Annotated in this window: 19 protein-coding genes, 1 tRNA gene, 1 pseudogene and 1 riboswitch; of the genes and pseudogenes, 14 read left to right on the top strand and 7 right to left on the bottom strand. The window is 61.3% G+C overall.

The annotated features are described in order from the left end of the window. The first annotated feature begins 205 nt into the window (after positions 1–205). The gene (locus ACFPTO_RS20840) at positions 206–793 is read left to right on the top strand and encodes a BPSL1445 family SYLF domain-containing lipoprotein (RefSeq protein ID WP_377714339.1); all 588 of its coding nucleotides are present in this window, start codon (positions 206–208) and stop codon (positions 791–793) included. Between the two features lie 302 nt (positions 794–1095). Here ACFPTO_RS20840 and ACFPTO_RS20835 read toward each other — a convergent pair. Together ACFPTO_RS20835 and ACFPTO_RS20830 are read right to left on the bottom strand one after the other, a co-directional pair. Then, positions 1096–1172: transfer RNA gene (locus tag ACFPTO_RS20835), tRNA-Val, on the bottom strand. Between the two features lie 157 nt (positions 1173–1329). Further along, positions 1330–2247, bottom strand: coding sequence for an AraC family transcriptional regulator (locus tag ACFPTO_RS20830; RefSeq protein WP_377714337.1), 918 nt, complete (start codon positions 2245–2247; stop codon positions 1330–1332). Between the two features lie 160 nt (positions 2248–2407). Between ACFPTO_RS20830 and ACFPTO_RS20825 the strand changes: the two genes are divergently transcribed. The 5 genes and pseudogenes from ACFPTO_RS20825 to ACFPTO_RS20805 all read left to right on the top strand — a co-directional run bounded on the left by ACFPTO_RS20825 (position 2408) and on the right by ACFPTO_RS20805 (position 5929). Continuing rightward, positions 2408–3304 (top strand): DMT family transporter, encoded by an 897-nt coding sequence (locus tag ACFPTO_RS20825; protein WP_377714335.1) that lies wholly within the window; start codon positions 2408–2410, stop codon positions 3302–3304. A 61-nt stretch (positions 3305–3365) separates the two neighbouring features. After that, positions 3366–3541: riboswitch (cobalamin riboswitch) on the top strand. Then, positions 3500–4345 (top strand): 5,6-dimethylbenzimidazole synthase, encoded by an 846-nt coding sequence (bluB, locus tag ACFPTO_RS20820; protein WP_377714333.1) that lies wholly within the window; start codon positions 3500–3502, stop codon positions 4343–4345. It overlaps the preceding riboswitch by 42 nt. A 297-nt stretch (positions 4346–4642) precedes the next feature. Further along, complete coding sequence (locus tag ACFPTO_RS20815) at positions 4643–5314, top strand: SagB/ThcOx family dehydrogenase (RefSeq protein ID WP_377714331.1); 672 nt, start codon at positions 4643–4645, stop codon at positions 5312–5314. Positions 5315–5316: 2 nt separating this feature from the next. After that, positions 5317–5472, top strand: a pseudogene (locus tag ACFPTO_RS20810) (transcriptional regulator); the annotation flags it as partial. After that, positions 5444–5929, top strand: coding sequence for an SRPBCC family protein (locus tag ACFPTO_RS20805; protein ID WP_377714329.1), 486 nt, complete (start codon positions 5444–5446; stop codon positions 5927–5929). The pseudogene ACFPTO_RS20810 and the gene ACFPTO_RS20805, both read left to right, overlap by 29 nt. A 57-nt stretch (positions 5930–5986) precedes the next feature. On the opposite strand, the gene ACFPTO_RS20800 is transcribed toward ACFPTO_RS20805, so the two are convergent. The 3 genes from ACFPTO_RS20800 to ACFPTO_RS20790 form a co-directional block, all read right to left on the bottom strand. Continuing rightward, positions 5987–6439, bottom strand: a complete 453-nt coding sequence (locus ACFPTO_RS20800; RefSeq protein ID WP_377714327.1) for a hypothetical protein — start codon at positions 6437–6439, stop codon at positions 5987–5989. A gap of 30 nt (positions 6440–6469) precedes the next feature. After that, complete coding sequence (locus ACFPTO_RS20795; protein ID WP_377714325.1) at positions 6470–7942, bottom strand: alkaline phosphatase family protein; 1473 nt, start codon at positions 7940–7942, stop codon at positions 6470–6472. Positions 7943–8255: 313 nt separating this feature from the next. After that, on the bottom strand, positions 8256–9656 hold the full coding sequence (locus ACFPTO_RS20790) for a GntP family permease (protein ID WP_377714323.1): 1401 nt from the start codon (positions 9654–9656) through the stop codon (positions 8256–8258). Positions 9657–9743: 87 nt separating this feature from the next. On the opposite strand from ACFPTO_RS20790, the gene ACFPTO_RS20785 reads away from it, so the two are divergent. After that, the gene (locus ACFPTO_RS20785; protein WP_377714321.1) at positions 9744–10403 is read left to right on the top strand and encodes a BON domain-containing protein; all 660 of its coding nucleotides are present in this window, start codon (positions 9744–9746) and stop codon (positions 10401–10403) included. 94 nt (positions 10404–10497) lie between these two features. Further along, entirely contained in the window at positions 10498–10776 is a 279-nt protein-coding gene (locus ACFPTO_RS20780) for a hypothetical protein (protein WP_377714319.1), read from the top strand. A 17-nt stretch (positions 10777–10793) separates the two neighbouring features. Here ACFPTO_RS20780 and ACFPTO_RS20775 read toward each other — a convergent pair whose 3' ends face one another. Then, complete coding sequence (locus ACFPTO_RS20775; RefSeq protein ID WP_377714317.1) at positions 10794–11867, bottom strand: helix-turn-helix transcriptional regulator; 1074 nt, start codon at positions 11865–11867, stop codon at positions 10794–10796. A gap of 502 nt (positions 11868–12369) precedes the next feature. Here ACFPTO_RS20775 and ACFPTO_RS20770 point away from each other — a divergent pair. The 3 genes from ACFPTO_RS20770 to ACFPTO_RS20760 all read left to right on the top strand — a co-directional run bounded on the left by ACFPTO_RS20770 (position 12370) and on the right by ACFPTO_RS20760 (position 14994). Further along, positions 12370–12597: a hypothetical protein gene (locus ACFPTO_RS20770; RefSeq protein WP_377714315.1), complete on the top strand. Its 228-nt coding sequence runs from the start codon at positions 12370–12372 to the stop codon at positions 12595–12597. 103 nt (positions 12598–12700) lie between these two features. Continuing rightward, positions 12701–12991, top strand: a complete 291-nt coding sequence (locus ACFPTO_RS20765; RefSeq protein WP_377714313.1) for an H-NS histone family protein — start codon at positions 12701–12703, stop codon at positions 12989–12991. Between the two features lie 401 nt (positions 12992–13392). Next, complete coding sequence (locus ACFPTO_RS20760; protein ID WP_377714311.1) at positions 13393–14994, top strand: peptide chain release factor 3; 1602 nt, start codon at positions 13393–13395, stop codon at positions 14992–14994. Between the two features lie 1342 nt (positions 14995–16336). Here the strand turns inward: ACFPTO_RS20760 and ACFPTO_RS20755 are convergent. After that, positions 16337–16825 carry an Rrf2 family transcriptional regulator gene (locus ACFPTO_RS20755; RefSeq protein ID WP_377714309.1) on the bottom strand — a complete coding sequence of 163 codons (489 nt, stop codon included), beginning with the start codon at positions 16823–16825 and terminating at the stop codon, positions 16337–16339. 669 nt (positions 16826–17494) lie between these two features. On the opposite strand from ACFPTO_RS20755, the gene ACFPTO_RS20750 reads away from it, so the two are divergent. From ACFPTO_RS20750 to ACFPTO_RS20740, 3 genes are all read left to right on the top strand, one after another. Further along, positions 17495–17854 carry a c-type cytochrome gene (locus ACFPTO_RS20750; RefSeq protein WP_377714307.1) on the top strand — a complete coding sequence of 120 codons (360 nt, stop codon included), beginning with the start codon at positions 17495–17497 and terminating at the stop codon, positions 17852–17854. 131 nt (positions 17855–17985) lie between these two features. Beyond that, the gene (locus ACFPTO_RS20745; RefSeq protein WP_377714305.1) at positions 17986–18963 is read left to right on the top strand and encodes a DmsE family decaheme c-type cytochrome; all 978 of its coding nucleotides are present in this window, start codon (positions 17986–17988) and stop codon (positions 18961–18963) included. A 276-nt stretch (positions 18964–19239) separates the two neighbouring features. After that, positions 19240–21591: an MtrB/PioB family decaheme-associated outer membrane protein gene (locus ACFPTO_RS20740; RefSeq protein WP_377714303.1), complete on the top strand. Its 2352-nt coding sequence runs from the start codon at positions 19240–19242 to the stop codon at positions 21589–21591. The last annotated feature ends 8 nt before the right edge of the window (positions 21592–21599 follow it).

The raw sequence follows: 21599 nt of genomic DNA, 5'->3' as shown, positions 1-21599 counted from the left end.
GGCGCGTGCCCGCAATGGCACAAGATCCGGAAAGAAGCGCGCAACCGGCATGCATCGAAGCGGCAACCGCGCGGCAACCAGGCCATAACGCGGGGCAATTGCGGAGTGATCACTGCGCGGACACCTCTCATCGTTTTCGTGCAAACTGGGGTGGGAACGTGGCTTGCGCTCACGTTTCCACATTCCCATTCGTGTGGAGATAACGATGCAACGACGAAACTTCATCCTCACGGCCGCCGCCGCGCTCGCCTCGGGCGCATTTGCGCTCGAGGGCTGTACCACCACGCCGGGCACGAATCCGAGCGCGGCGGATAACGCCTCGCGGCGCCAGTCGATTGACGCAGGTATCGACGGCGCCTTGAACAAGCTCTTTACGACCGTGCCGGGCTCGCACGAACTCGTCGCGAAGGCACGTGGCGTGCTCGTGTTCCCATCCGTGCTGCAGGCCGGTTTCATCGTCGGCGGGCAGTATGGCGAAGGCGCGCTGCGCGTGGGCGGTGCAACGGTGGGCTACTACAGCACCGTGTCGGGATCGTTTGGCCTGCAGGCGGGCGCGCAGTCGAAGGCGGTCATCTTCTGCTTCATGACCCAGGATTCGCTCAACCGCTTCCGCGCGTCGGAGGGCTGGTCGGCGGGGGCGGATGCGTCGGTGGCGCTCGTGAAGATGGGCGCGAACGGTGCGGTCGATACGACCACCGCGACGGCGCCGGTTCAGGTGTTCATCGTGACGAACGCGGGCCTGATGGGCGATGTGTCGCTCGCGGGCACGAAGGTCACGCGGTTGAAGATCTAGACGCGCAGGAAACAAGGCAAGGCGCAATCGCCTTGCCTTGCTTTCCCTCGATAGCGGACGTGCGGCGCGACGCCGTGGCGTCCGCACAATATGCTTTGGATAACTACGTATCCATGCCGTGGCGCAAACGATCTGCGGTTCAGGCAGCCCGTCGATAAAACGGTTGTGAAGATACGACCCCGGGCGAGATACGAAAGGGAAAAACCAACAGCCTGAAATTAACAGCCAAAAACGAAAATGACGCATTCCCGCGAGGGACTGCGTCATTGCCGGGTGTTGCAACAAGGTACTGCAATATTCGTTGGTAGGCTCGATTGGACTCGAACCAACGACCCCCACCATGTCAAGGTGGTGCTCTAACCAGCTGAGCTACGAGCCTGTCGAGGCGCGAATTATAGAGAGACTCGTGCACGCTTGCAAGCGCTTTTGTTGCGGTTTCTCTTTCCTGATGCGAGATCGTCGCTGCCGCCTACGTGGTCACCGACGTGGTCACCGACGCGGTCACCGACGCGGTCACCGACGCGGTCACCTACCGGCTACTTCTGGACTGCTTGCCGGAATGTATTGGGCGCGGCGCCGAATGCATCGCGGAAGCGATGGCTGAAGTGGCTCGCGTTCGCATAGCCGCACTCGGCTGCAATCTGCACGAGCGGTTGCGCGGTCGAGCGCAACAGGGCGCGGGCCCGTTCAAGACGCTGGGCCGCGATCCATGCGTGCGGCGGCTGACCGAACGACGTGCGGAACATGCGCGCGAGATGGTATTCGGACAGGCACGCGATTTCGGCGAGTGCGCCGAGCGTCAGCGGCTCGCCCAGATGGGCGTCGATATAGTCGCGCAGGCGCCGCCGCGTCGCCACCGAAAGGCCGCCCTTGAGCACCGCGCCCGGGCGGCGCACGCTCTGGCTGCGCAGCAGCAGGCTCAGCGCTTCGTGGGCCGTTTCGTTGCTGCGCAAAAGCCCTTGCGGATCGGTCCAGTCTTCGTGGGCAAGCGTCTGGCAAAGCATCGCGATCCGCTCGTCTTCGAAATACGTGCGGTCTGCCAGCGTGAGTTCGCGCGGCTCCAGATCGAGTTCGCTGACGGCACGTTGCGTAAAGTGCTCCGGCAGGAAATAAAGGTGCATGAAATGCATGTGGCCCCGTACCCACCAGCGCGATTCGTGATCGCCCGGCAGCGCGCAGAGCCGGCTCGGCGCGCCGTAGATCCCCGGCAGCTTTTGCCGCTCCGTCCGGTAGCCGCCGTCGATGTAGCACGACAGCGTGTGATGGCCGGGCCGCTCGTAGACGGTCTCTGTCTCGCGCGTCTCGCGCACCCAGACGGCTGCCGCAAGCCGGTCGCCGAGCCAGGCAAACCGCTCGAGCGTCGCGTCGGCTTCGCTCAGCGTGCGGCACACCGAATGCAGCCCGAATGGGGTGTCGGCGAGATCGGGCACGGAGGGAGTCGGCTGGGCGTTCATGGTTCGCAACAGGCCGCTGCGCGACCGGTGGAGGGATCGTGAAAGTATACGCGCGCCCGGCCCGGAGCAGGCCGCTGCCAAAAAAAGCGCAATCCTGGACAAGTGCGGCTCGCGGCTGCGCGCGATAGTGAGGACTTTCAGTATCGAACTGGTTCCGGCAATGAATCTCTTGCTCTATGCGCTTACCGTCGTGATCTGGGGAACCACCTGGATCGCCATCAAATGGCAGCTTGGCGTCGTGCCGGCGCCGGTTTCCATCGCCTGGCGCTTCGGGCTCGCGGCGCTCGTGATGTTTGCGCTGCTGCGCGTGATGCGCCGCCCGATCTGGCCGCCGCGCGCGGCGTGGCGATATCTGGTGGGCCAGGGGCTGGCGCTCTTCTGCCTTAACTTCCTGTGCTTCTACTATGCCGAGGGCATCGTGCCGAGCGGTCTCGTCGCCGTGGTGTTCTCGACCGCACCGCTGCTCAATTCCATCAACGGCCGTCTGTTCATGGGGCGGCCGCTGCAGCCTTCTGCGGTCGGTGGGGCCGTGCTCGGCCTGATCGGGATTGTTTGCCTGTTCATGCAACAGATGGCGGGCCATATCGACGATCACACCGCCTGGCTCGGGCTCGCCGTCGCGTTTCTCGGCACGCAATGTTTTTCGGCGGGCAATCTCTTGTCGAGCCGCATGCAATCCATGGGGCTGGATCCGTTTGTCACGAACGGTTGGGCCATGCTGATCGGCACCGCGGTGCTGGTGACCGGCAGTGCGTTCGCCGGTTTGCCGTTCCGGCCCGAACTGGATGCGCGCTACCTCGGTGCGCTTGCCTATCTCGTGATTGCAGGGTCGGTGATTGGATTTACCGCGTATCTGACGCTGGTTGGACGGATCGGGCCCGAGCGCGCAGCCTATTGCACGGTTTTGTTTCCGATCGTCGCGCTCGCGATTTCGACCGTATTCGAAGGCTACCGTTGGTCATTGCTGGCCGTGGTTGGACTGATGCTGATTCTGGCCGGCAATCTCGTCGCATTCGATCTGACCCGCCGTATCTTCGCCCGGCGCGCGCCAGCCTGACTGGCGCGGTTGCCCGCATTGCATGGGTGTAATAGGATTCGGGCCGCCGCAACGATTTTGTTGCGGCAACTTTTCTTCAGGTGCCCGCAAGGGAGAATCGGGAAGGCGGTGCGATTCCGCCACGTGCCCAACGCTGTATGGAGGACGGGTAGAGCAACATGCCACTGGCGCGAGCCGGGAAGGCGCTCTGCACGGATGAATCCAAGTCAGAAGACCGGCCTGAAGAGCGAAAAAAAGCTGCCAGGCCCGGCAGCCGAATCTTTTCCAAAAGGGGAATCCATGGAAAACCAAGCTGTCCGGCCCGATCACCAGTTTTCCGAAGCGGAGCGCGCCGCCGTCTACCGGACCATTTTCAGCCGCCGTGACGTGCGCGGACAATTCCTGCCCGACGCTATCCCCGACGAGGTGTTAAGCCGGGTGCTGATGGCCGCGCACCATGCGCCTTCGGTGGGCTTCATGCAGCCCTGGAATTTTCTGGTGGTTCGCTCGCAGGACGTCAAGCAGCGCGTCCATGACCTGTTCAAAAAGGCCAACGCAGAAGCTGCGCAGATGTTCGATGGCGAAAAGCGCGAAGTCTACAGCCGCCTCAAACTCGAAGGCATCCTGGAGTCGCCCGTCAACCTGTGCATTACCTGCGATCGCAAACGTACCGGACCAGTCGTTGTGGGGCGCACCCATATTCGGACGATGGATCTCTATAGCAGCGTCTGCGCGGTGCAAAATCTGTGGCTGGCTGCACGCGCCGAAGGACTCGGAGTGGGTTGGGTGAGCATCTTCAATCAGGGCGATGTGCAGGACGCCCTCCAGATCCCCCGCAATATCGTGCCGGTGGCCTACCTTTGTCTGGGATACGTCAGCCACTTCTACGACAAGCCGGAGCTGGAAAGCGCAGGCTGGTTGCCCAGGCTGCCGATCGACCAGCTGGTGTATATCGACCAGTGGGAACAACAGCCTAAAGCGGACGATCCGCTCGTCGACTGCTTGCGTCAGCAACAGACAACCATTCAGGAGAATGGTCTGAACGGGGCGCTGTTTAGATAACTTTCCCATGCGGGCCACTCGCGCAAAACGGGTGGCCGCTTTCAGGATTGGCCATTGACTATTCCAGGCCGGTCGTTCGACATACCGGCGCCAATCTCCAAACTCGATCCAGCGCCTGCCGAAACGCGCTCGAAACACCTTCGTGCACGAGATAAAACGCAGAACTATCAGGTGCTTGCCTCTCGGCGGGATTGCGCGCATACAAAATAAGACAAGACCGGAAACGTGAAATACTGAGCTTCGCGCAGGGTGCAGGATCTGCCTGCTGGCCTGCTCCTTCGCTCATGGAGGCGCCCGATGAAACGCCGTGAAGTGTTGGCAGTGCTGGCCGCAAGCGCGATGACCGAGGTTGCCGGGTGCGAGGCGCAGGAAAGCCCGGCCAGGTACGTGAAGGACATCGCGCTGCCCAAGCCCAATGTCACCGGCTCGGTCTCTTTCGAGGAAGCCATCACGCGGCGCAGATCGGTGCGCACCTTCGGGGCAGCCCAGTTGCCGATCGAGACCATCGGCCAGTTGCTGTGGGCGGGGCAGGGCATCACCAGCCAGGATGGCAAGCGCGCGGCTCCGTCGGCAGGCGCCTTGTACGCGCTGGAGCTCTACGCCGTGACGCCCACGGAGGTGATCCACTACCTGCCTCACGGCCACCGCGCCGAGACGCGGGCCACGCCCGACCTGCGCCCCGAGCTGAGAGAACTTGCACTCGGGCAAGCGTCAGTCGGCGGCGCTCCGCTCGTGATCGCCGTGGCCGCTGACCCCAGCCGGCTCGCCCCGAGGTACGGCGCGCGAGCCAACAGATATACCGACCTCGAGGTCGGGCACGCCGCCCAGAACATGCTGCTCCAGGCCGCCGTGCTCGGGCTTGTCGCCGTGCCGGTCGGCTCTTTCGACGCGGCTCGCGCGGCGCGGACACTCGCCCTGCCTCCCGGCCAGACCCCCGGCTATCTCATCCCGGTCGGCTTTCCGGCCTGATTTGCGAGCTGATTCCGGCAACGCTTTCGCAGGCGGAGCAAGGGATCGCCGAGCAGCGCGCCGTGTGGGAAGCACGGTCCGACCGCAAGGCTAATTTTGTCGAACGACTTCATCAAGAGGAGCAAACCCATGACACAGCCCGCAGCCGAAAACGCTGATTCCCGCGACCTCGTCATCACCCGCGTGCTGCGCGCGCCCCGGGCCGCGCTGTGGCGCGCCTGGTCGGAGCCGGACCTGCTCAGGCAGTGGTGGTGCCCCAAGCCGTGGACGACCGAAGTGAGCGCCTTCGATCTGCAACCGGGCGGGGCTTTCCATACCGTCATGCGGGGGCCGGATGGCGGCACCAGCGATAACCCCGGCAGCTTCCTCGAGGTCGTGCCGCAATCGCGCATCGTGTTCACGTCGATGCTCACGGCGGGCTGGCGTCCGGCCAAGCCGTGGCTCGGCTTCACGGCAATCATCACGATGGCCGACGAAGGCGAAGGAAGCCGCTACGTTGCCCGGGTCATGCATCAGGACGATGCGGCGCGCGAGCAGCACGAAAAGCTGGGTTTTTTCGACGGCTGGAATACCGTGATCACTCAGCTCGACGAGTTCGCGAGCGCGCTGCGTTAGCCTGCCTGACTCATCGGCGGATTGCTCCGCCGCATGCTCAAGAGGCTATCCACGACGTCATTTACTTGCGAGCGCACTGATTCGCTCGACGCGTTCGTAGAAGGTGGGCTCGTCGCGCTGGCGGAGGTCTGCGAGGTCGGCTAGCACCTTGTCGAAGCGCGCGGCCTGAGCCTTGTCCTTGATCTCGTCGATTTGCGCCTTCATGCCGAGAAACGCCTCGATGGCCTTGTTCTTCTTTTCGTGTTCGGCAAGCGTGTCGATCAGGCACGCGAGCGCGTCGGAGATGCGTCCCAGTTGACGGCCATAACTGTCCTTGCCGACGACGGCGTGTTCGGTGGCCGGATCGCTCGAATTGTTCTCGTTGACCACAAGACCCGCGAAGGTCCACGGCAGGATCGACTGATCGAGCGATCCTGGTGCGGCGTACAGCGCAAAGAACGGCCGCAGCGCCGCGTACCAGTAATTCATGGGCTGCGCGAGCCAGGTGCCGGTATCGGAGGGTAAGGGCATCGCATTCTCCTGGAAAACCAGATGAAAACGTCATTGACCGCGATAAATCGAGTCTTGCGGCGCTGCCTGCGGCGCGGCTTGCGGCATCTTCGGAGCCGCGAAACGCGCGAGTATCTTCTGCATGACGCTGCGCGCAATGGCTCCGGCTGCTCCGGCGGTCGTCGGCACGGCCGGTGTCTGGGCATTGGCTGCGCCAGCCGGGGCATTCTTCGACTGGATGAGGTCCTGAATGTGCTGGGCGACGGTCGTGCTGCCGCCCAGTGGCGCGAGGCTCTTTGCGACCAGCGCGAACAGACCCTGCATGTGCGTCACGTCGCGCCCGTTCGCGGCCTGTAGTGTGGCGTCGTCGACGATGGGTGCGGGCACATCGATCGATAGCGGCCCGCGATTCGCGTCGAAGGGCGCATTGAGCGCGGCGGACAGATCGGGTGCGGCGGCCTCGCGCGCGGAGAGCGGCCCGGCAATGCCGAAGCAGTTGCGCACGGTCTTGAGGATCGACGTGTGGTCGTACGGCACGGGACCGTCCGCGCGCAACACGGTGCCCGCGGTGGTGTACGGCGAGACGACGATGGCCGGTACGCGCACGCCGAAGCGGTCGAACGTGAAGCGCTGCATCGGCCGTGGCGGTTCGGGCTGCGTCGCGGCGGGTGGGGGAACGTGATCGAAACAGCCGCCGTGTTCGTCGAACGTGACGATCAGCAGCGTGTTATCCCAGTTGGGCGACGCACGCACCGCGTTATAGACGCGAGCGACGAGCGCATCGGCGAACGGCACGTGATGCGGCGGATGCATATCGTTCGGCAATTGCACTACATCCGGGTAATACCGCGGCTCGATGAAGGCGTAGGCCGGCAACTGGCCTGCCGCAGCGTCGCTGATGAATTCGTCGATCAGCCGGAAATTCGCGAAATACGGCCACAGGCGCGAGAGCAGCGCGGTCTGCGGAAAATCGTGGAAATAGATCTTCCAGGGCACGACGCCTTGCAGTTCGTTGAAGATCGTCTGCATCGGAAACGGGAAGCCGTCGAGTGTGTTGTTCTCATACCCGTTGGCGGTGCCCGCATGCACGAAAAACCGGTTGGGCCAGGTCTGGCACGGCGCCGACGCGAACCAGCGATCCGAGACGGCGAAGCTGCTCGCCAGTTCGCTCAGGACAGGCAGATCGTTGCGCGTGAAGCAGTGCATGACCTCGGCGCCGTTGCCGCCGAGGTGCTTGTAATTGGCGACGAAGCCGCTCATCGACGGCACGCCGGTGATCGGCCCGTTGAAGAGTTGCGCGTTGATGTCGTCGAACGTTTCGCCCGGATCGGGGTTGGGGACCGTCGAACAGTCGGTGCCCTCGGGCGTGGGCCACGGTGCGATGCCGTCGTTGCCCGCGCAACCGGCTCCGTCGAGCCCGTCGAAATCGGGGCCTGCCGGGCGCAAGAAACCGAAGATGTTATCGAACGAACGGTTCTCCAGCATCAGGACAACGACATGCCGTATGGCGGACCAGTCAGTCATCTTGCCTCCTGCGGATTGCACGAGTCTTGCGATGCTGCGGCCCCGCTCATTGGCTCACGCCCGCGAAGCAGCTTCACGGATTATCCGCGCGAAGCCGTGTGCCGCCAATCGGCGTGTTGCCCGGCTGGAAAATCAGGTGCTATTGCGCGCGGGTTGGGCTGCATTGTGCCCGGATGCGGCGCTGCCCGGCGCGTGGCCGGGCAGCGTCGGGCATGCGTCGGAAAAGCGCGCGCCTTCAGCGCCGCCGCTGCATGAACGGTCGAGCGTTCATGCGGTCGAGCGGTCGAGTGCGGTCAAACTCCGCCAAACGCGCTCAAACGAGTCCGGTCGCGTAGTACACGGCGATCACGAAGAACACCGCGAGCGTTTTGATAACCGTGACCGCGAAGATATCGCGATACGACTCGCGGTGCGTGAGGCCCGTCACGGCGAGCAGCGTGATGACGGCGCCGTTGTGCGGAAGCGTGTCCATGCCGCCGCTCGCCATCGCGACCACGCGGTGCAGCACTTCCATCGGAATGTGCGCGGCCTGCGCGCTCTTGATGAACTGATCGGACATGGCCGCGAGCGCGATGCTCATGCCGCCCGATGCCGAGCCCGTGATACCCGCGAGCGAACTCACGGAAACCGCCGCATTGACGAGCGGATTCGGAATGCTCTTGAGCGCGTCGCTCACGACGATGAAACCTGGCAGCGCGGCGATCACGCCGCCGAAGCCGTATTCGGATGCGGTATTCATCGAAGCGAGCAGGGCGCCCGCCACGGCGGCCTTCGTGCCGGTCGCGAAGCGCGATTGCACGCGGCGCAATGCCGTGACGAGCACGAGTGCGATGCCGAGCAGCAGCGCGCCTTCGACGGACCAGATGCCGACGACCTGCTTGATGGTGGTCGTGACGGGCGCGTGAATGCCGGGCAGCACGTCGGGCGCGACGGTGAAGCTTTCGCCGTACCACACCGGAATCCAGCGCGTGAGCAGGAAATTCGCGACGCCGACAAGCACGAGCGGCGCGATGGCGAGCAACGGATTCGGCAGGCTCTTCGTTTCCATGCGATCGGGTTCGTTCACGAGCGACGTGCCGTAGCCTTCGCCCTTCGCCATCGCGGTGCGGCGGCGCCATTCGAGGTACGTGAGACCCACGACGATGATAAAGAGCGAGCCGATGATGCCGAGCACGGGCGCGGCCCACGTGGTCGTCTTGAAGAAGCTCGTCGGAATGATGTTCTGGATCTGCGGCGTGCCGGGCAGCGAGTCCATCGTGAACGAGAACGCGCCGAGCGCGATGGCGCCGGGCATCAACCGCTTCGGAATGTTGCTCTGGCGATAGAGTTCGGCGGCGAACGGATACACGGCGAACACCACGACGAAGAGCGACACGCCGCCATACGTGAGCAGCGCGCATACCGCGACGATCACGGCATTCGCGCGCGAGCGGCCAATGTAGCGAATGGCGGCGTGGACGATCGACTCGGAAAAGCCCGCAAGTTCGATAACCTTACCGAATACGGCGCCGAGCAGGAACACCGGAAAGTACAGCTTCACGAAGCCGACCATCTTGTCCATGAAAATGCCGGAGAACACAGGCGCGACGGCGGACGGATCGGTGAGCAGGACGGCCGCGAGCGCGGCGATGGGGGCGAAGAGGATCACGCTGTAGCCGCGATAGGCAGCGAGCATGAGGAACGCCAGGGCGGCGAGAACGATGACAAACGACATTGAGTCTCCTTCAATGGTGATCGTGGTTCGGCAATCCTTGAGGCGTCGCGGCAATTCTACAGAATCGTCTGATGATTGCCGCGCTGCTTGAGCGGCGCTATCGTTGCCGGTGCTGGGGCGTGCCAGGGCGTGCTGGCGGTGGGGAGGGCGGCGGCGATGAAGTGGTTCGAATCGATTCAGGCGTTGCGTCGGGTGAAGCCACCGCGCATGACATGGATTGCGCGTGGCGCACGCGCGGCCGGTCTTGTGGCTGTTTACGTGGCTGGTTTTGCGACGTGCGCCGCCGTGCATGCGCAGACGGCAGCCGACGCGCAGACGCAGTTCAAGAACTGGTACAACGATCCGTTTTTCGCGCTGTCGAGCGCGGTGAGCGCATGTCCGGTGCCGCTCGGGCCGTTGATGACCCGGGCCGAGGCCGAAGACGATGCGCATTATCGTGTTGAGCGCGGCACGACGTGCTGGCTTGCGCACAAGTGCTTGAAGCCGAACTCATACCTTTACGACGCGGACATCGCGGCGGCGGTTCGCCGGCAGTTCCAGGGCGACGCGTCGCTCGCGAACACGAGCCTCTGGATCACCGTGCAGCGGCGTTTTGTCTATGCGGAAGGATGTGCGCCCGCCTCATTCGATCGGGCCGCGCTGCAGCGCCGCCTCGAAGCGATCCCGGATGTCGAGCAGGTGTTTGTGCGCGTGGTCGCCGATCCGCACGGCGCGCTGCCTTACAAGACGCTGCCGCCGCCGAACTGAGCGCACCCGCGCGCGCAGGGCGCATGCCGTGCCGCGGGTGCGCGGCATGGCACAATCGCACATCGAAGAATGAGAAAGTCCATTGGGGTGCTACATGAATCGTCCAGGTTTGTCGCTGTCTTTCCGCTTGTGCAGGCTGCCGTTCGCGGCGCTCGCCTGCGCGCTGCTTGCCGCCTTGTCCGCGTGCAGCAGCAGCCCGCCGCTGTTTCTCTCCGATGGCCGCCCAACGGTCCAGGTGCAATGCCCGTCCGCCGGTGATCGCGACTCCTGCTCGCAGCAGGCGCACGCGCAGTGCGGCGGCGCCTACGACACCATCGATACGTCCACGAGCGGCCCCACCTTCAACCTCGTGTTCGCCTGCCGGGCCAAATAAGCTCGCGTCCCCGGCGGCTAGCCTGCGTGTGTCCGGTGCATCTGCTGCGTCTGGTGTACCGGCAGATTCAGCAGCAGGCGCAGCAGATCGGGCTGGCGGCGCGTCGCAGTCTTCTGGAACACCGACTGTAGTTGCTTGCGCACGGTATCGTGCTGCACGCCGACACGCGCCGCGATTTCCTTTTGTGTGAGCCCTTCCGCGAGCAGATGGGCAATGCGGCATTCCGCGGGCGATAGATCGAATGCGTCGGCAAGGACCTGCTCGTCAACCGGCGGCGCGGAACGCGGATGGTAGAACGTGAGCGCGGCAACGGCGCACAGTTCGGCCACCGCCGCGTCGCCGGATGTCTGCACGTTATAGAACGCGTAGAGCACGTCCGGGCCGTTCGTATCGCTGGGCGCGACGATGCGCAGTGCGCGAAACCGTGCGGCTGCCTCCCGGGCACCGTTTGTCTCGCTGCGCAGCCGCGCTTCGGCGATGGCGATGTCTTCCAGCAAGCGCGCCTGCCAGGGGGCTGGGAGGCGCAGCTGGTGCGCGCGCACGCGCACGAGCGACGTCGTGTTCAGAAGCTGCTGCGCGCGTTCGTTGCTGTACAGCACTTCACCATGCGCATCGACGAGCATCGCGGGCGGACTCGCGCGATGCACGAACGCGGATGCGCCCAGCGTGCTGCGTTGCGCGTGAAGACGCAGCGCGCGTATGAGGTGGGGCGTGAGCCGATCGAGCAGCGCACGCGCGGCATCGGACAGCGGACCTTGTGCCGCAGCGCACCGGCAGGCGAGCATGACGGTCAGCGATGAGCTGTCGATCAGCTTGCAAAGCGAAACATGCCGATGTTCCGCGGCGAGAATGCGCGGCTCGAATACGGGAAGTCCGGTGGCGCGATCGCTTTCGGCGGTGTCGCTGTAATGCAGCCATTTGCCGGGCGCAAATGCGCGCAGCCATTCAAGCCGCGGATCGTCGCGATAGAGCGGCCGGATCAGTTCGAGCGGCTCGCTCCGGGCGACATCGAAACCGTCACCATACGAAAAAATATTGCGGTGCCGGTCGAATGCAAACAAATGAACCGATGCGGTTTCGGTTGATTTCAATAATCTTGTGCAAAATTCCTTCCAGAACGCAGAGTTGTCGATTGTTTCATAAATGGCGTTCAGCAAACTGTCATATTGTGATTCGTTCGATTCCACTGCGGACTCATCGCTGAATATCGGCACCGCCTGATGCCCGCAAAAATGCGCGGAGCATATTCTTCCACAAATGAGGAATGTACAGGCTCAATAGCCGTCGTTACTCTCGATTGCGTTTGTTGTCGATGCATCGTCAGGCTCGCAGACGTGGCGCCCCGCTTCAGTGCGGTAGCCAACGGACAACCACGGCCGGTCAGCGGATAAGCAGAATCACGGGATTATTTTTCTCAGGCATGCGCGACAGATTTTTGCCATGCGTGCGTGCCATTATCCGTGACGAATCCGGCATAAACACCAATCGGGAAAAATGCCCGAACATCGCTTAAAAGAAGCAGCGCAAACCGAAAATACGCCGATGCGCCCGCAGGCGTGTCATTAAATGGCTTGTCATAACCCGGGGGCAACAGTGAACCACCATCAACTGGAAAGGGATATCGAGCATCTGGAACATATCATTGCACGACTTTCAGGGCAGGACCGCATTCCGCTTTCGTATTGGCGCGGGCGGCTCGAATCGGTGCTGTGCGCGAATCTGACGCCTTCGCAGACGGAGCGTGTGAAGCGGCTGCGCGATGCGCTCCACGCGCTTGAGAATCGCGTGCGCGAAAGCATGCGCCGCCAGACGCTGCGATAGCGCAATGGATTGCCATACGGAGGAAAAAAAGACGCAATTCGGCACTCTTTGACGCCAGAATGGTCACAATGCTGTCGTGTGACCACTCTGGAGATCACTTCTCATGCCGAGCTACAAGCAATTGACCGCCCAACTGGAAAAGCTCCACAAGGAAGTTGCGGTGGCACGCGAAAAAGAAATTGCGCAGGCAATCGCCGAGATCAAGGAAAAAATTGCCGAGTACGACATCACGGCCGAAGAACTCGGCTTCTCGAGTCGTGCGGCTGCGCCGCGCAAAAAGCCGCTGCCGGCCCGTTACCGGAATCCGAAAACCGGCGAAACGTGGAGCGGCCGCGGCCGCGCGCCGGGCTGGCTCGCAGGCAAGAACCGCAACCGCTTCCTGATCCAGGATTAACCGGCAGACCGCCACGAACGATTGCGGGCCGGCAGCGGCTTTTTGCGCGGCACGGGCCGCACGCTCCCGCAAAAGCTCACCACGGGTCGCGCACGCCGCGTCACACGGCGTTGGCGTGCACGCGTCGCATGCAGGATGCCGCCTTGGCGCCCATACACGCGTATCGAACTCTTCATCGCGCGCCGTAATGCCGTGTATCATTCGTCCGCGGCGCCGCTTTGCGCCGGTGTGAGCCATGATTCCCTGACCGTTCGTGCTATTCGTCGCGGCGCTGGATCCCACGCCGGCCCTGCGATGCCGTCCGGTAACCGGACCCGGGTGGCCGCCCACGCCGCCACCTTTGCAGCAACCCATGCCCGCGCGGCCCGGTTGCCCGAATTTCATCTGTGATACCCAGCTCGATGTCAGTTTCCGAACTCAAACGCCGCCGCACGTTCGCGGTCATTTCTCACCCGGACGCGGGTAAAACCACGCTCACCGAAAAGCTGCTGCTGTTTTCGGGCGCGATTCAGATCGCGGGCACGGTGAAAGGCCGCAAGAGCAATCGCTATGCGACGTCCGACTGGATGGAGATCGAAAAGCAACGCGGCATTTCGGTCGCGAGTTCGGTCATGCAGTTCGAGTACGGCGATGCCGTCATCAATCTGCTCGACACGCCGGGCCACGAGGACTTTTCGGAAGACACGTACCGCGTGCTGACCGCGGTGGACGCCGCCGTGATGGTGATCGACGGCGCGAACGGCGTGGAAGCGCAGACGCTCAAGCTGCTCGAAGTCTGCCGCAGCCGCAAGACGCCGATTCTCACGTTCATCAACAAACTCGACCGCGAAGTGCGCGAGCCGCTCGACCTGCTCGACGAAATCGAGCAGCACCTCGGCGTGGCCGCCGTGCCGTTCACCTGGCCCATCGGTATGGGCAAGGAGTTCCAGGGCGTCTACGACATTCAGCGCGACCAGGTGCGCGTGTTCCGCGCGGGCGAGGAAACGCTCGGCGGTGCTGTCGAAACGCTGCAGGCTCTCGACTTCGAAGAGGGCGAGCGCCGCTTCGGCTATCACTGGAAACGCGCCAAGGAAGAGGTCGAACTGATTACGGGTGCCACGCCCACGTTCGATCGCGACGCGTTCCTCGCAGGCGAGCAGTCGCCGGTGCTGTTCGGTTCGGCGATCAACAACTTCGGCGTGAAAGAGATTCTCGATGCGCTCGTCGATCTCGCACCGCCGCCGTCCGCTCGCATGACCGTGCAGCGCCCGGTCGAACCCGACGAGCCGAAGTTCACGGGCGTCGTGTTCAAGGTGCAGGCAAACATGGACCTTGCGCACCGCGACCGCGTGGCGTTTATCCGCGTGTGCTCGGGCCGCTTCGAGCGCGGCATGCAACTGAAGATCACGCGCAACAACAAGACGTTCCGCGCGAACAACGTCGTGAGCTTCCTGTCGCAGCGCCGCGAAACCGTGGCTGAAGCGTACCCTGGCGACATCATCGGTATTCCTAATCACGGCGCGCTGAGCCTCGGCGATACGCTGACCGAAGGCGAGGATCTTCAGTTCACGGGTCTTCCGTTCTTCGCGCCGGAAATTTTCCAGACCATCGAAGTGGTCGATCCGATGCGTGCAAAGCAATTGGGCGAAGCGCTCAAGCAGCTCGGCGAAGAAGGCGCGATCCAGGTGTTCCGCCCGTTGCATGGGGGCTCGATGATTCTGGGCGCCGTCGGCCAGCTGCAGTTCGAAGTGGTGTCGCACCGCCTGTCCGCCGAATACAAGGTGGACGTGCGCATCATGCCGGCACGCTACCGTCTCTCGCGCTGGGTCACCTGCGACGACTCCGCCGAGCTGCGCCGCTTTACCGATTCCTACGCGGCCCGTATGGCCTACGACGCATCGAATGCGCCGACTTACCTTGCTTCGCACGTTTCCGAAATCGAAGTCGCGCAGAAGGCCTGGCCGAAGATCGTGTTCAACGAGTTGCGCGAGCACTCGGGCGCACCGTTCCGCAAGGGTTTGTGATCGCCCGTTTTCGCCTCACGAATGAGGTTTTCATTCTTGAGGCGAAGTCGTTTTGAATTCGGATCGGGTTGACGCCGCTCGATCCGGATTTACTGAATAGAAATGATGAGCCAGGGGAACCTGGCTTTTTTCTTGCCTGTTCCAGGCATCTGCTGATACTCCGTAGAACTGATTCGGAAGAACGCTGTGAGGTGCACCATGTCCGGCATGACACGCATCATCTGTGCGTGCTCCGTCAATGATCTGTGTGCCGCCAGGTGTCGATTCGCCACGCGACACGGCGGAATACTCCAGGCACAACCGTAGCGGTCAGGACAGTGACCGGCAGCCGCATAGAAGGCCGCCAAGAGCACCGCCAACATCCCGAAGCATCGCGGCACCTGAATCGCGCGCCAAGCCGCACCACGCCTCCGGGATCCGCTCCAGCCAGTCTTCCTGTTGCCGCATACACGCGTGGCCGTCCTGACGCTCGCCGCCGCGATTGGTGTGTTCGCAACCGATCAATTCCAGATGCAGTTCGCCAGTTTCGGGTGGAAGATCCCGGGCAATGGCGGCACTCGACAGTAACGCAATTGAAAGAAAACAGGGCTGTACATTGCAATTTCCAAACAGTCATTGGCCCAAATTCACCGGGCAAACTGTCGCATCCAGGGCGTACGAGAAAACCTCTCAACGGTAAGTCGTGCGTCACCTCATGGGGCTAATACTATTGAAAATATGAAGATTTTGTGGCGTCGGTCCAATATGGCCGGATTGAATAAAAGCGATTCGTGTGAGCGCTTTACGCAGCTTTTTTGAGGCATAAAGCCGCAGGCTAGACCGGGTATGTCGATAACCTGATGGGGAGGCGGATTGAAACCGAACATCCGTGCTTAAGAATCGGCCAAATTGCGTTGGACAGCATTCAGTTGCGCAAGTGGATCAAATAGGAGTAGAGGCTACCCGCGATTATTACTTAAGATTTCTTAAGGCGTATCGAGTGTCTACCGATTTAGCTTAAGGTTTCTTAAGAATTAGCGTGTACTGCGAGAAAACTGACAGCGGCGCCATTTTCGGGCGACCGGGCTTCAAGATGGCAATAGCGTCATTTGCCAGAAACCGGGCTACGCTGAAGTTGCTGTGCGGAAATTACCCCGAGAAGAGCCAGCCGTGTAACGCACCGTAATATTTTGCTCAAACGCTCCATATGTGGAGTTGCCTATGCAACCCCTTTCGTCTTCGTGCGCCTGATTTGGCGTCATTCGTTAGCGCCATCGGAGTGCCATCTGGTTTTCAAATCCGGTGGATATGAAACCTTCTGCCATGCCACGCGATATCCGAAGATTTTTTTCGTTCGGCGCGATCAATTCTCGATGACGGTCAACTCGTGAACGCAATGTACTAGTGGGCGAACCGGCGGCGCGCAGGCAATAAGACGTGCCAGTGTGCCTTGTTCAATCGATATATCCGCCAAAGAATATCGGTCGAGAACGTCCATGTACACGTGCAAAGCCCGCTCCAGCACGCCTCGCAGGCCGCAGGCCGCCGTGATCGCGCATTTGTTGTCGCCCGCGTTGAAGCATTCGACGATGCAGAAATCCGGCTCGGTCGTGCGAACGACGGCGCCAATGGTTATTTCGTTTGCCGGCCGGCCCAGACGCAGTCCGCCCATCCTGCCTCTGGTCGTGCTCAGATAACCGGCGCGCGCAAGCGTGTGAACGATCTTTCCGACGTGCCCTCGTGCAATGGAAAGCGCGTCGGATATCTCTTGAATGGTGGTGAGTTCGTCGTTGCGCTCTGCAACATAGATCAGGACCCGCAGGCTGTAATCGGTAAAATCAGTAAGTCTCATAAGTCACCATATGACTGTGTGATAGCCGCAACCGCTTTTGAATTTTCTAACAAATAGTGAGCTGAATCTACCGTTTTGCCCTCATCTATTTGCCTTGATTGACGTTATACATTACAACGGCTTTCAGGAATCATCGAATCCGCGTGACGAGACGCCACACCCAATTGCGACACGGGTCCACATCGTTCATTCTGTAACAAACATATAGAACCTATATCGACCGAGTCTTAAAGACGGACCTCCCGTTCGCTTAATGTGCCTGTCGCGATGCCCGTCTACAGCAATATAAAAACATGCATCCTGTGAGAGTGTTATTTCTATCACGATTTGATGTTTATTCTCTGCTGATGGGTAATTGGGGAAACCAACAAATGATGACTTTTCGCGATGTCATTTCCAGCCAACACCTCTCCGATTCACCATTGATAGAGCGCAACCAGGAGTGAACTTGGTGTAACGAACGTAAGGATAAATATTGTTAGCTACGTTGCAGGTGTGGATCATTGCAAGCGTTCGTTGAGTTGCGGTTTGCATCGAAACTTACTTCATAAGCGTAAGTTAATTGAAAGGCGTCTTGAGGCGTATTCGCGGGATCAATAAAGACAAACCTGTGGATAGCAACATGACATCAACGAGGGTGTTGGTTCGTATCAATCGAAGGAGCAAGTCGTGAGAGCAATTTCTACCGTTTCAGTCGCTGTCGCCGCACTGGCCGCAGGAATGTTGTTTGTATCGAGTTCGGCATCGGCAGCCGATGCCGACGCCGCCAAGGCACTCGCCCGCCAGAACAACTGCTTCCGTTGCCATGCCATTCAGAAGGACAAGGATGGTCCGGCATGGGCGAAGGTCGCGCAGAAGTACAAGGGCAATCCCGATGCCGAGGCCAAGCTGATTCACCACGTCACGTCCGGTGAAAAGGCGAAGTTCGCCGATGGTCACGAAGAGAACCACAAGATCATCGAAACGGATCCGCCGAAGGACATGGCACAAATCAAGAATCTGATCGACTGGATCCTCTCGCTTCAATAGCGGCTGGAGTACCCGGCGTGTCCGGGTAGCTTCCCTATAAAAATTCTTGAAACTGTCCTCCGCGCTGCATCCGCACTTAGTGGTGCTAAGCGCAGATGAAGCACGGCGGACACGTGGGATGACGTGCAGACATGAAATCAAAAAAATTGTGGAAAGGGGTATTTTGCGGCGTGATGCTGGCCTTGGGGCTGGTGTCCGCTAGCCATGCGGAGGACTCCCCATCGGGGAGTCTCACGCGTCAGCAGCGCGACGCGGTCTGCACGAAATGCCACGACGAATCTGAAAGGAAACCGATCCTCTCGATCTACCAGACGCCCCACGGCGCAATTGGCGATTCGCGGACCCCGGCTTGCCAGGACTGCCACGGCGAAAGCCAGAACCACTTGAGCGGCAAGACCGAAGGCGGTCATCGCCTGCCGCCCGATCGCGTGTTCGGCAGCAAGCACTCGCCTGCCGGCTATACGCCGATCAGCCCGCAGGCGCAGTCCGAAGCGTGCCTCGTCTGCCACAAGGCAGGTCTGCGCATGCATTGGCCGGGCAGCCAGCACCAGGCCAACGACGTCGCCTGTACCAGCTGCCACGTGGTTCACAACCCGACTGACCCTGTGCGCATCAAGGAAGAGCAGCCCACCGTCTGCTTCAAGTGCCACCGTGAAAAGCGTGCTGAAATCAACAAGATTTCCGCGCACCCGATCGCCGTGGGCAAGATGGCCTGTTCCGACTGCCATAACCCGCACGGCTCGTCCGGCCCGCATCTGCTCAAGCAGAACACCGTGAACGAAACCTGCTGGCAATGCCACGCCGACAAGCGCGGTCCGTTCCTGTGGGAACACCAGCCGGCGACCGAGGACTGCACCAACTGCCATAACCCGCACGGTTCGAACATCACGCCGCTGCTCAAGTCGCGTCCGCCGTTCCTGTGCCAGAAGTGCCACGACGGTCCGCACGTCAGCCCGAGCCCGACCGGTTCCGCGGTGGCGGGGATTCAGGGTGGCGGTTTGGCGCCGAATACCGCGCCGAACAACAACGTGGTTGGCCGCGCCTGTATGAACTGTCACGTCATGGTGCACGGGTCGAATTCTCCGGCCGGCGCATTCCTGCACCGCTAACCAAAAAGGCACTGTCGCTAATTCGTGTTGCTGCTGTAGACGCTACCGCCGGAGGTCTTGCCTGACAAGACTTCCGGCGGGAAGGGGCGAGCTTTGTCTGAAAAGCTGCCAAACGCTCGTCAGACCGTGCTCGCCGCGTGTTGGCCGCTCATCTGCCAACGCGATTAGTGACGAAGCCAAACACAAAAGAAATGGTGAATGATGAAAACGCGCAAAACTGATTTGCCTGGGGAAATTCTGGCAAACCCTGTACGGCTGGCTGTGCTTGCACTGTTCATGCTGGCGGTACCGGGCCTGGCTGCCGCACAGGCCGCTGCGAAAGCATCGGCGGACGACATGGATAGCGACGTCAAGGCACTTGTGTGCCCGACCAACTATCTCGAAGCCGGCATCCTGAACGCGTCGGACTCGTCGAACAAGTTCGGCGAGTACAACGGCATCAACAAGTCCGGCCTTTACGGCCTCGGCGCTCTGAACATACAAGGCGGCAGCGGCTTCTGCCAGAAGGGTGGCAACCTGCGCTGGCAGGTCACCGGCAAGGATCTCGGCACCACCTCGCGCTCTGCCGGCGCCAGCATTGAACAACAGGGCAAGTGGTCGTTCGGGGTGAACTTCGACCAGCTGCGCCACTACACCACGACGGGTTACGAAAGCCCGTTCCTGGGTTCGCAGGGCGACAATGTGTTCACGCTCCCGTCGAACTTCGGCATTATCAACAAGACGGCCATCGCGAACCAGCCCGCGGGGCGCCAGGGCGGTACCCAGGGATTGACGGCCACGCAACTGGGGGCTTTCAACGAACATGACGTCTATAACCAGCGCCTGAACACCAGCGTTACCTCCAGCTACCAGATCGACGATAACTGGAGCGTCAAGTTCGATTACAACCATCTGGACATGTCCGGCGCGAAGCTGATCGGCGCGGCTACCGATCCGTTGAACCTGACCGCTCTGGGCGGATTCAATTACGGCGGCGAAGGTGTCGCCATTCTGATGAATCCGACCGAGTCGACCACCGACAACCTCAACGTTGCGTTGAACTGGGTTGGGCAGAAGGCCTACGCGAGCGCGGAGTACTACGTTTCGCTGTATCACGACGACTACAGCGGTGTGTCGTGGACGAATCCGTACGTCAGCACGGGTGTGAACGGCACTGCGCCGCTGCTCGCGACCGGCAAGACCGGTTACCCGGTTAGCACCATGAGCACGCCGCCGAGCAACCAGTTCCAGCAACTGAAGTTCACGGGTGGCTACATCGTCAGCGATAAAACCAAGGTGGTGGGTAGCGCCTCGGTCGCACTGAACACGCAGGACGACAGTTATGCCGGCACGTACTCGCCGAACAGCATTACCGGTGGTAGTGGTGGTCTTGCGACCCTGCCGGGTCTGCCGGTGCAGTCGCTCGACGGCGAGGTCATCATCTGGCACGCCGACGGCCGTGTGACGCATCAGGTCACCAACAAGCTTGGCCTGAACGTGGGCTTCACGTACGACGAGCGCGACAACAATACGTCCTCCAATACGTATTCGTTCTATGACCTCGGCGGCAAGAACCGGATCGTTGTCAACACACCGATGAGCCTGCGCAAGGCGGACGTCGATGCAGGACTCGACTACCGCTTCGACAACGCGCAGCATCTGCACCTGGGCTACGAGTTCGAGGAGATCAACCGCTGGTGCAAGAACGCGCTCGCCAACAATGCGACGGGTTCCTCGGCGCCTGCTGGCTACTACGTCGATTCCTCGTGCGTGCAGTCGCCCGACTCGGCTGAAAACCGGCTCGTCGCGAAGTACAACCTGAATCTTCTTGATTCGGTCAGCTTCAACGCGGGCTACACCTACGCCGATCGCAGGTCGACCATCAATCAGGCGTTCTACAACCCGATTGAAGCGGCCGGTATGGAAGACTTCGGTTTCGTCGCCTTCTATCAGGCATCGCGTCGCGAGAACCTGTTTAAAGCCGGCGTGAACTGGCAGGTGACCAACGCCTTCAGCGTCGGCGTCGACGGCCGGTATACGCGTGACGACTACTACGACCACACGTTCGGCGTGCAGAGCGGCAATTCGAGCAGCATCAACATCGACGCTCAGTACGATATCTCCGATAACTACTCGTTTGGCGCTTACGCGAGCTGGCAGAACAACTCGTACAACATGCTGAACACCAAGGGTGGCACGAATGCCTCTCTGCCGAGCGGTCTCCCGGGGAATCTGGCTGCCGAGTGGGGCAATTCGCTGTCTGACCACGACGTCTCGTTTGGCGTCGACGGCAAGCAGAAGCTGCTCAACGGCAAGCTCCGGTTCAACGAAGACGTTTCTTACTCGCTGGGCCGGTCCACCTACACCACGACGAATGTGAATCTGCCGACGCAGGCGGCGGGTACGTTCGGTTCGCCGCCGGACATCACGAGCAACATGCTTCAGATTCGCTTTGTTGGCGCCTATCAGTTGAACAAGGCCTCGACGATCAGCGCCGGATACATTTATCAGCGTCTCAGTTCGAACGACTACTTCTACAACGCATACGCGCTCGGCTTCACGCCGGTGTCGACCATGCCGTCGAATCAAGTGTCGCCGACCTATACGCAAAATATTGTGTTCGTGACGTACCGGTATTCTTTCCTTTAAGCCCTGGC

Origin of the sequence: Paraburkholderia denitrificans (genome assembly GCF_042655705.1) — a bacterium.
GTDB classification, from domain to species: domain Bacteria; phylum Pseudomonadota; class Gammaproteobacteria; order Burkholderiales; family Burkholderiaceae; genus Paraburkholderia; species Paraburkholderia denitrificans.
This window is presented reverse-complemented; position numbering and strand designations above follow the sequence as displayed.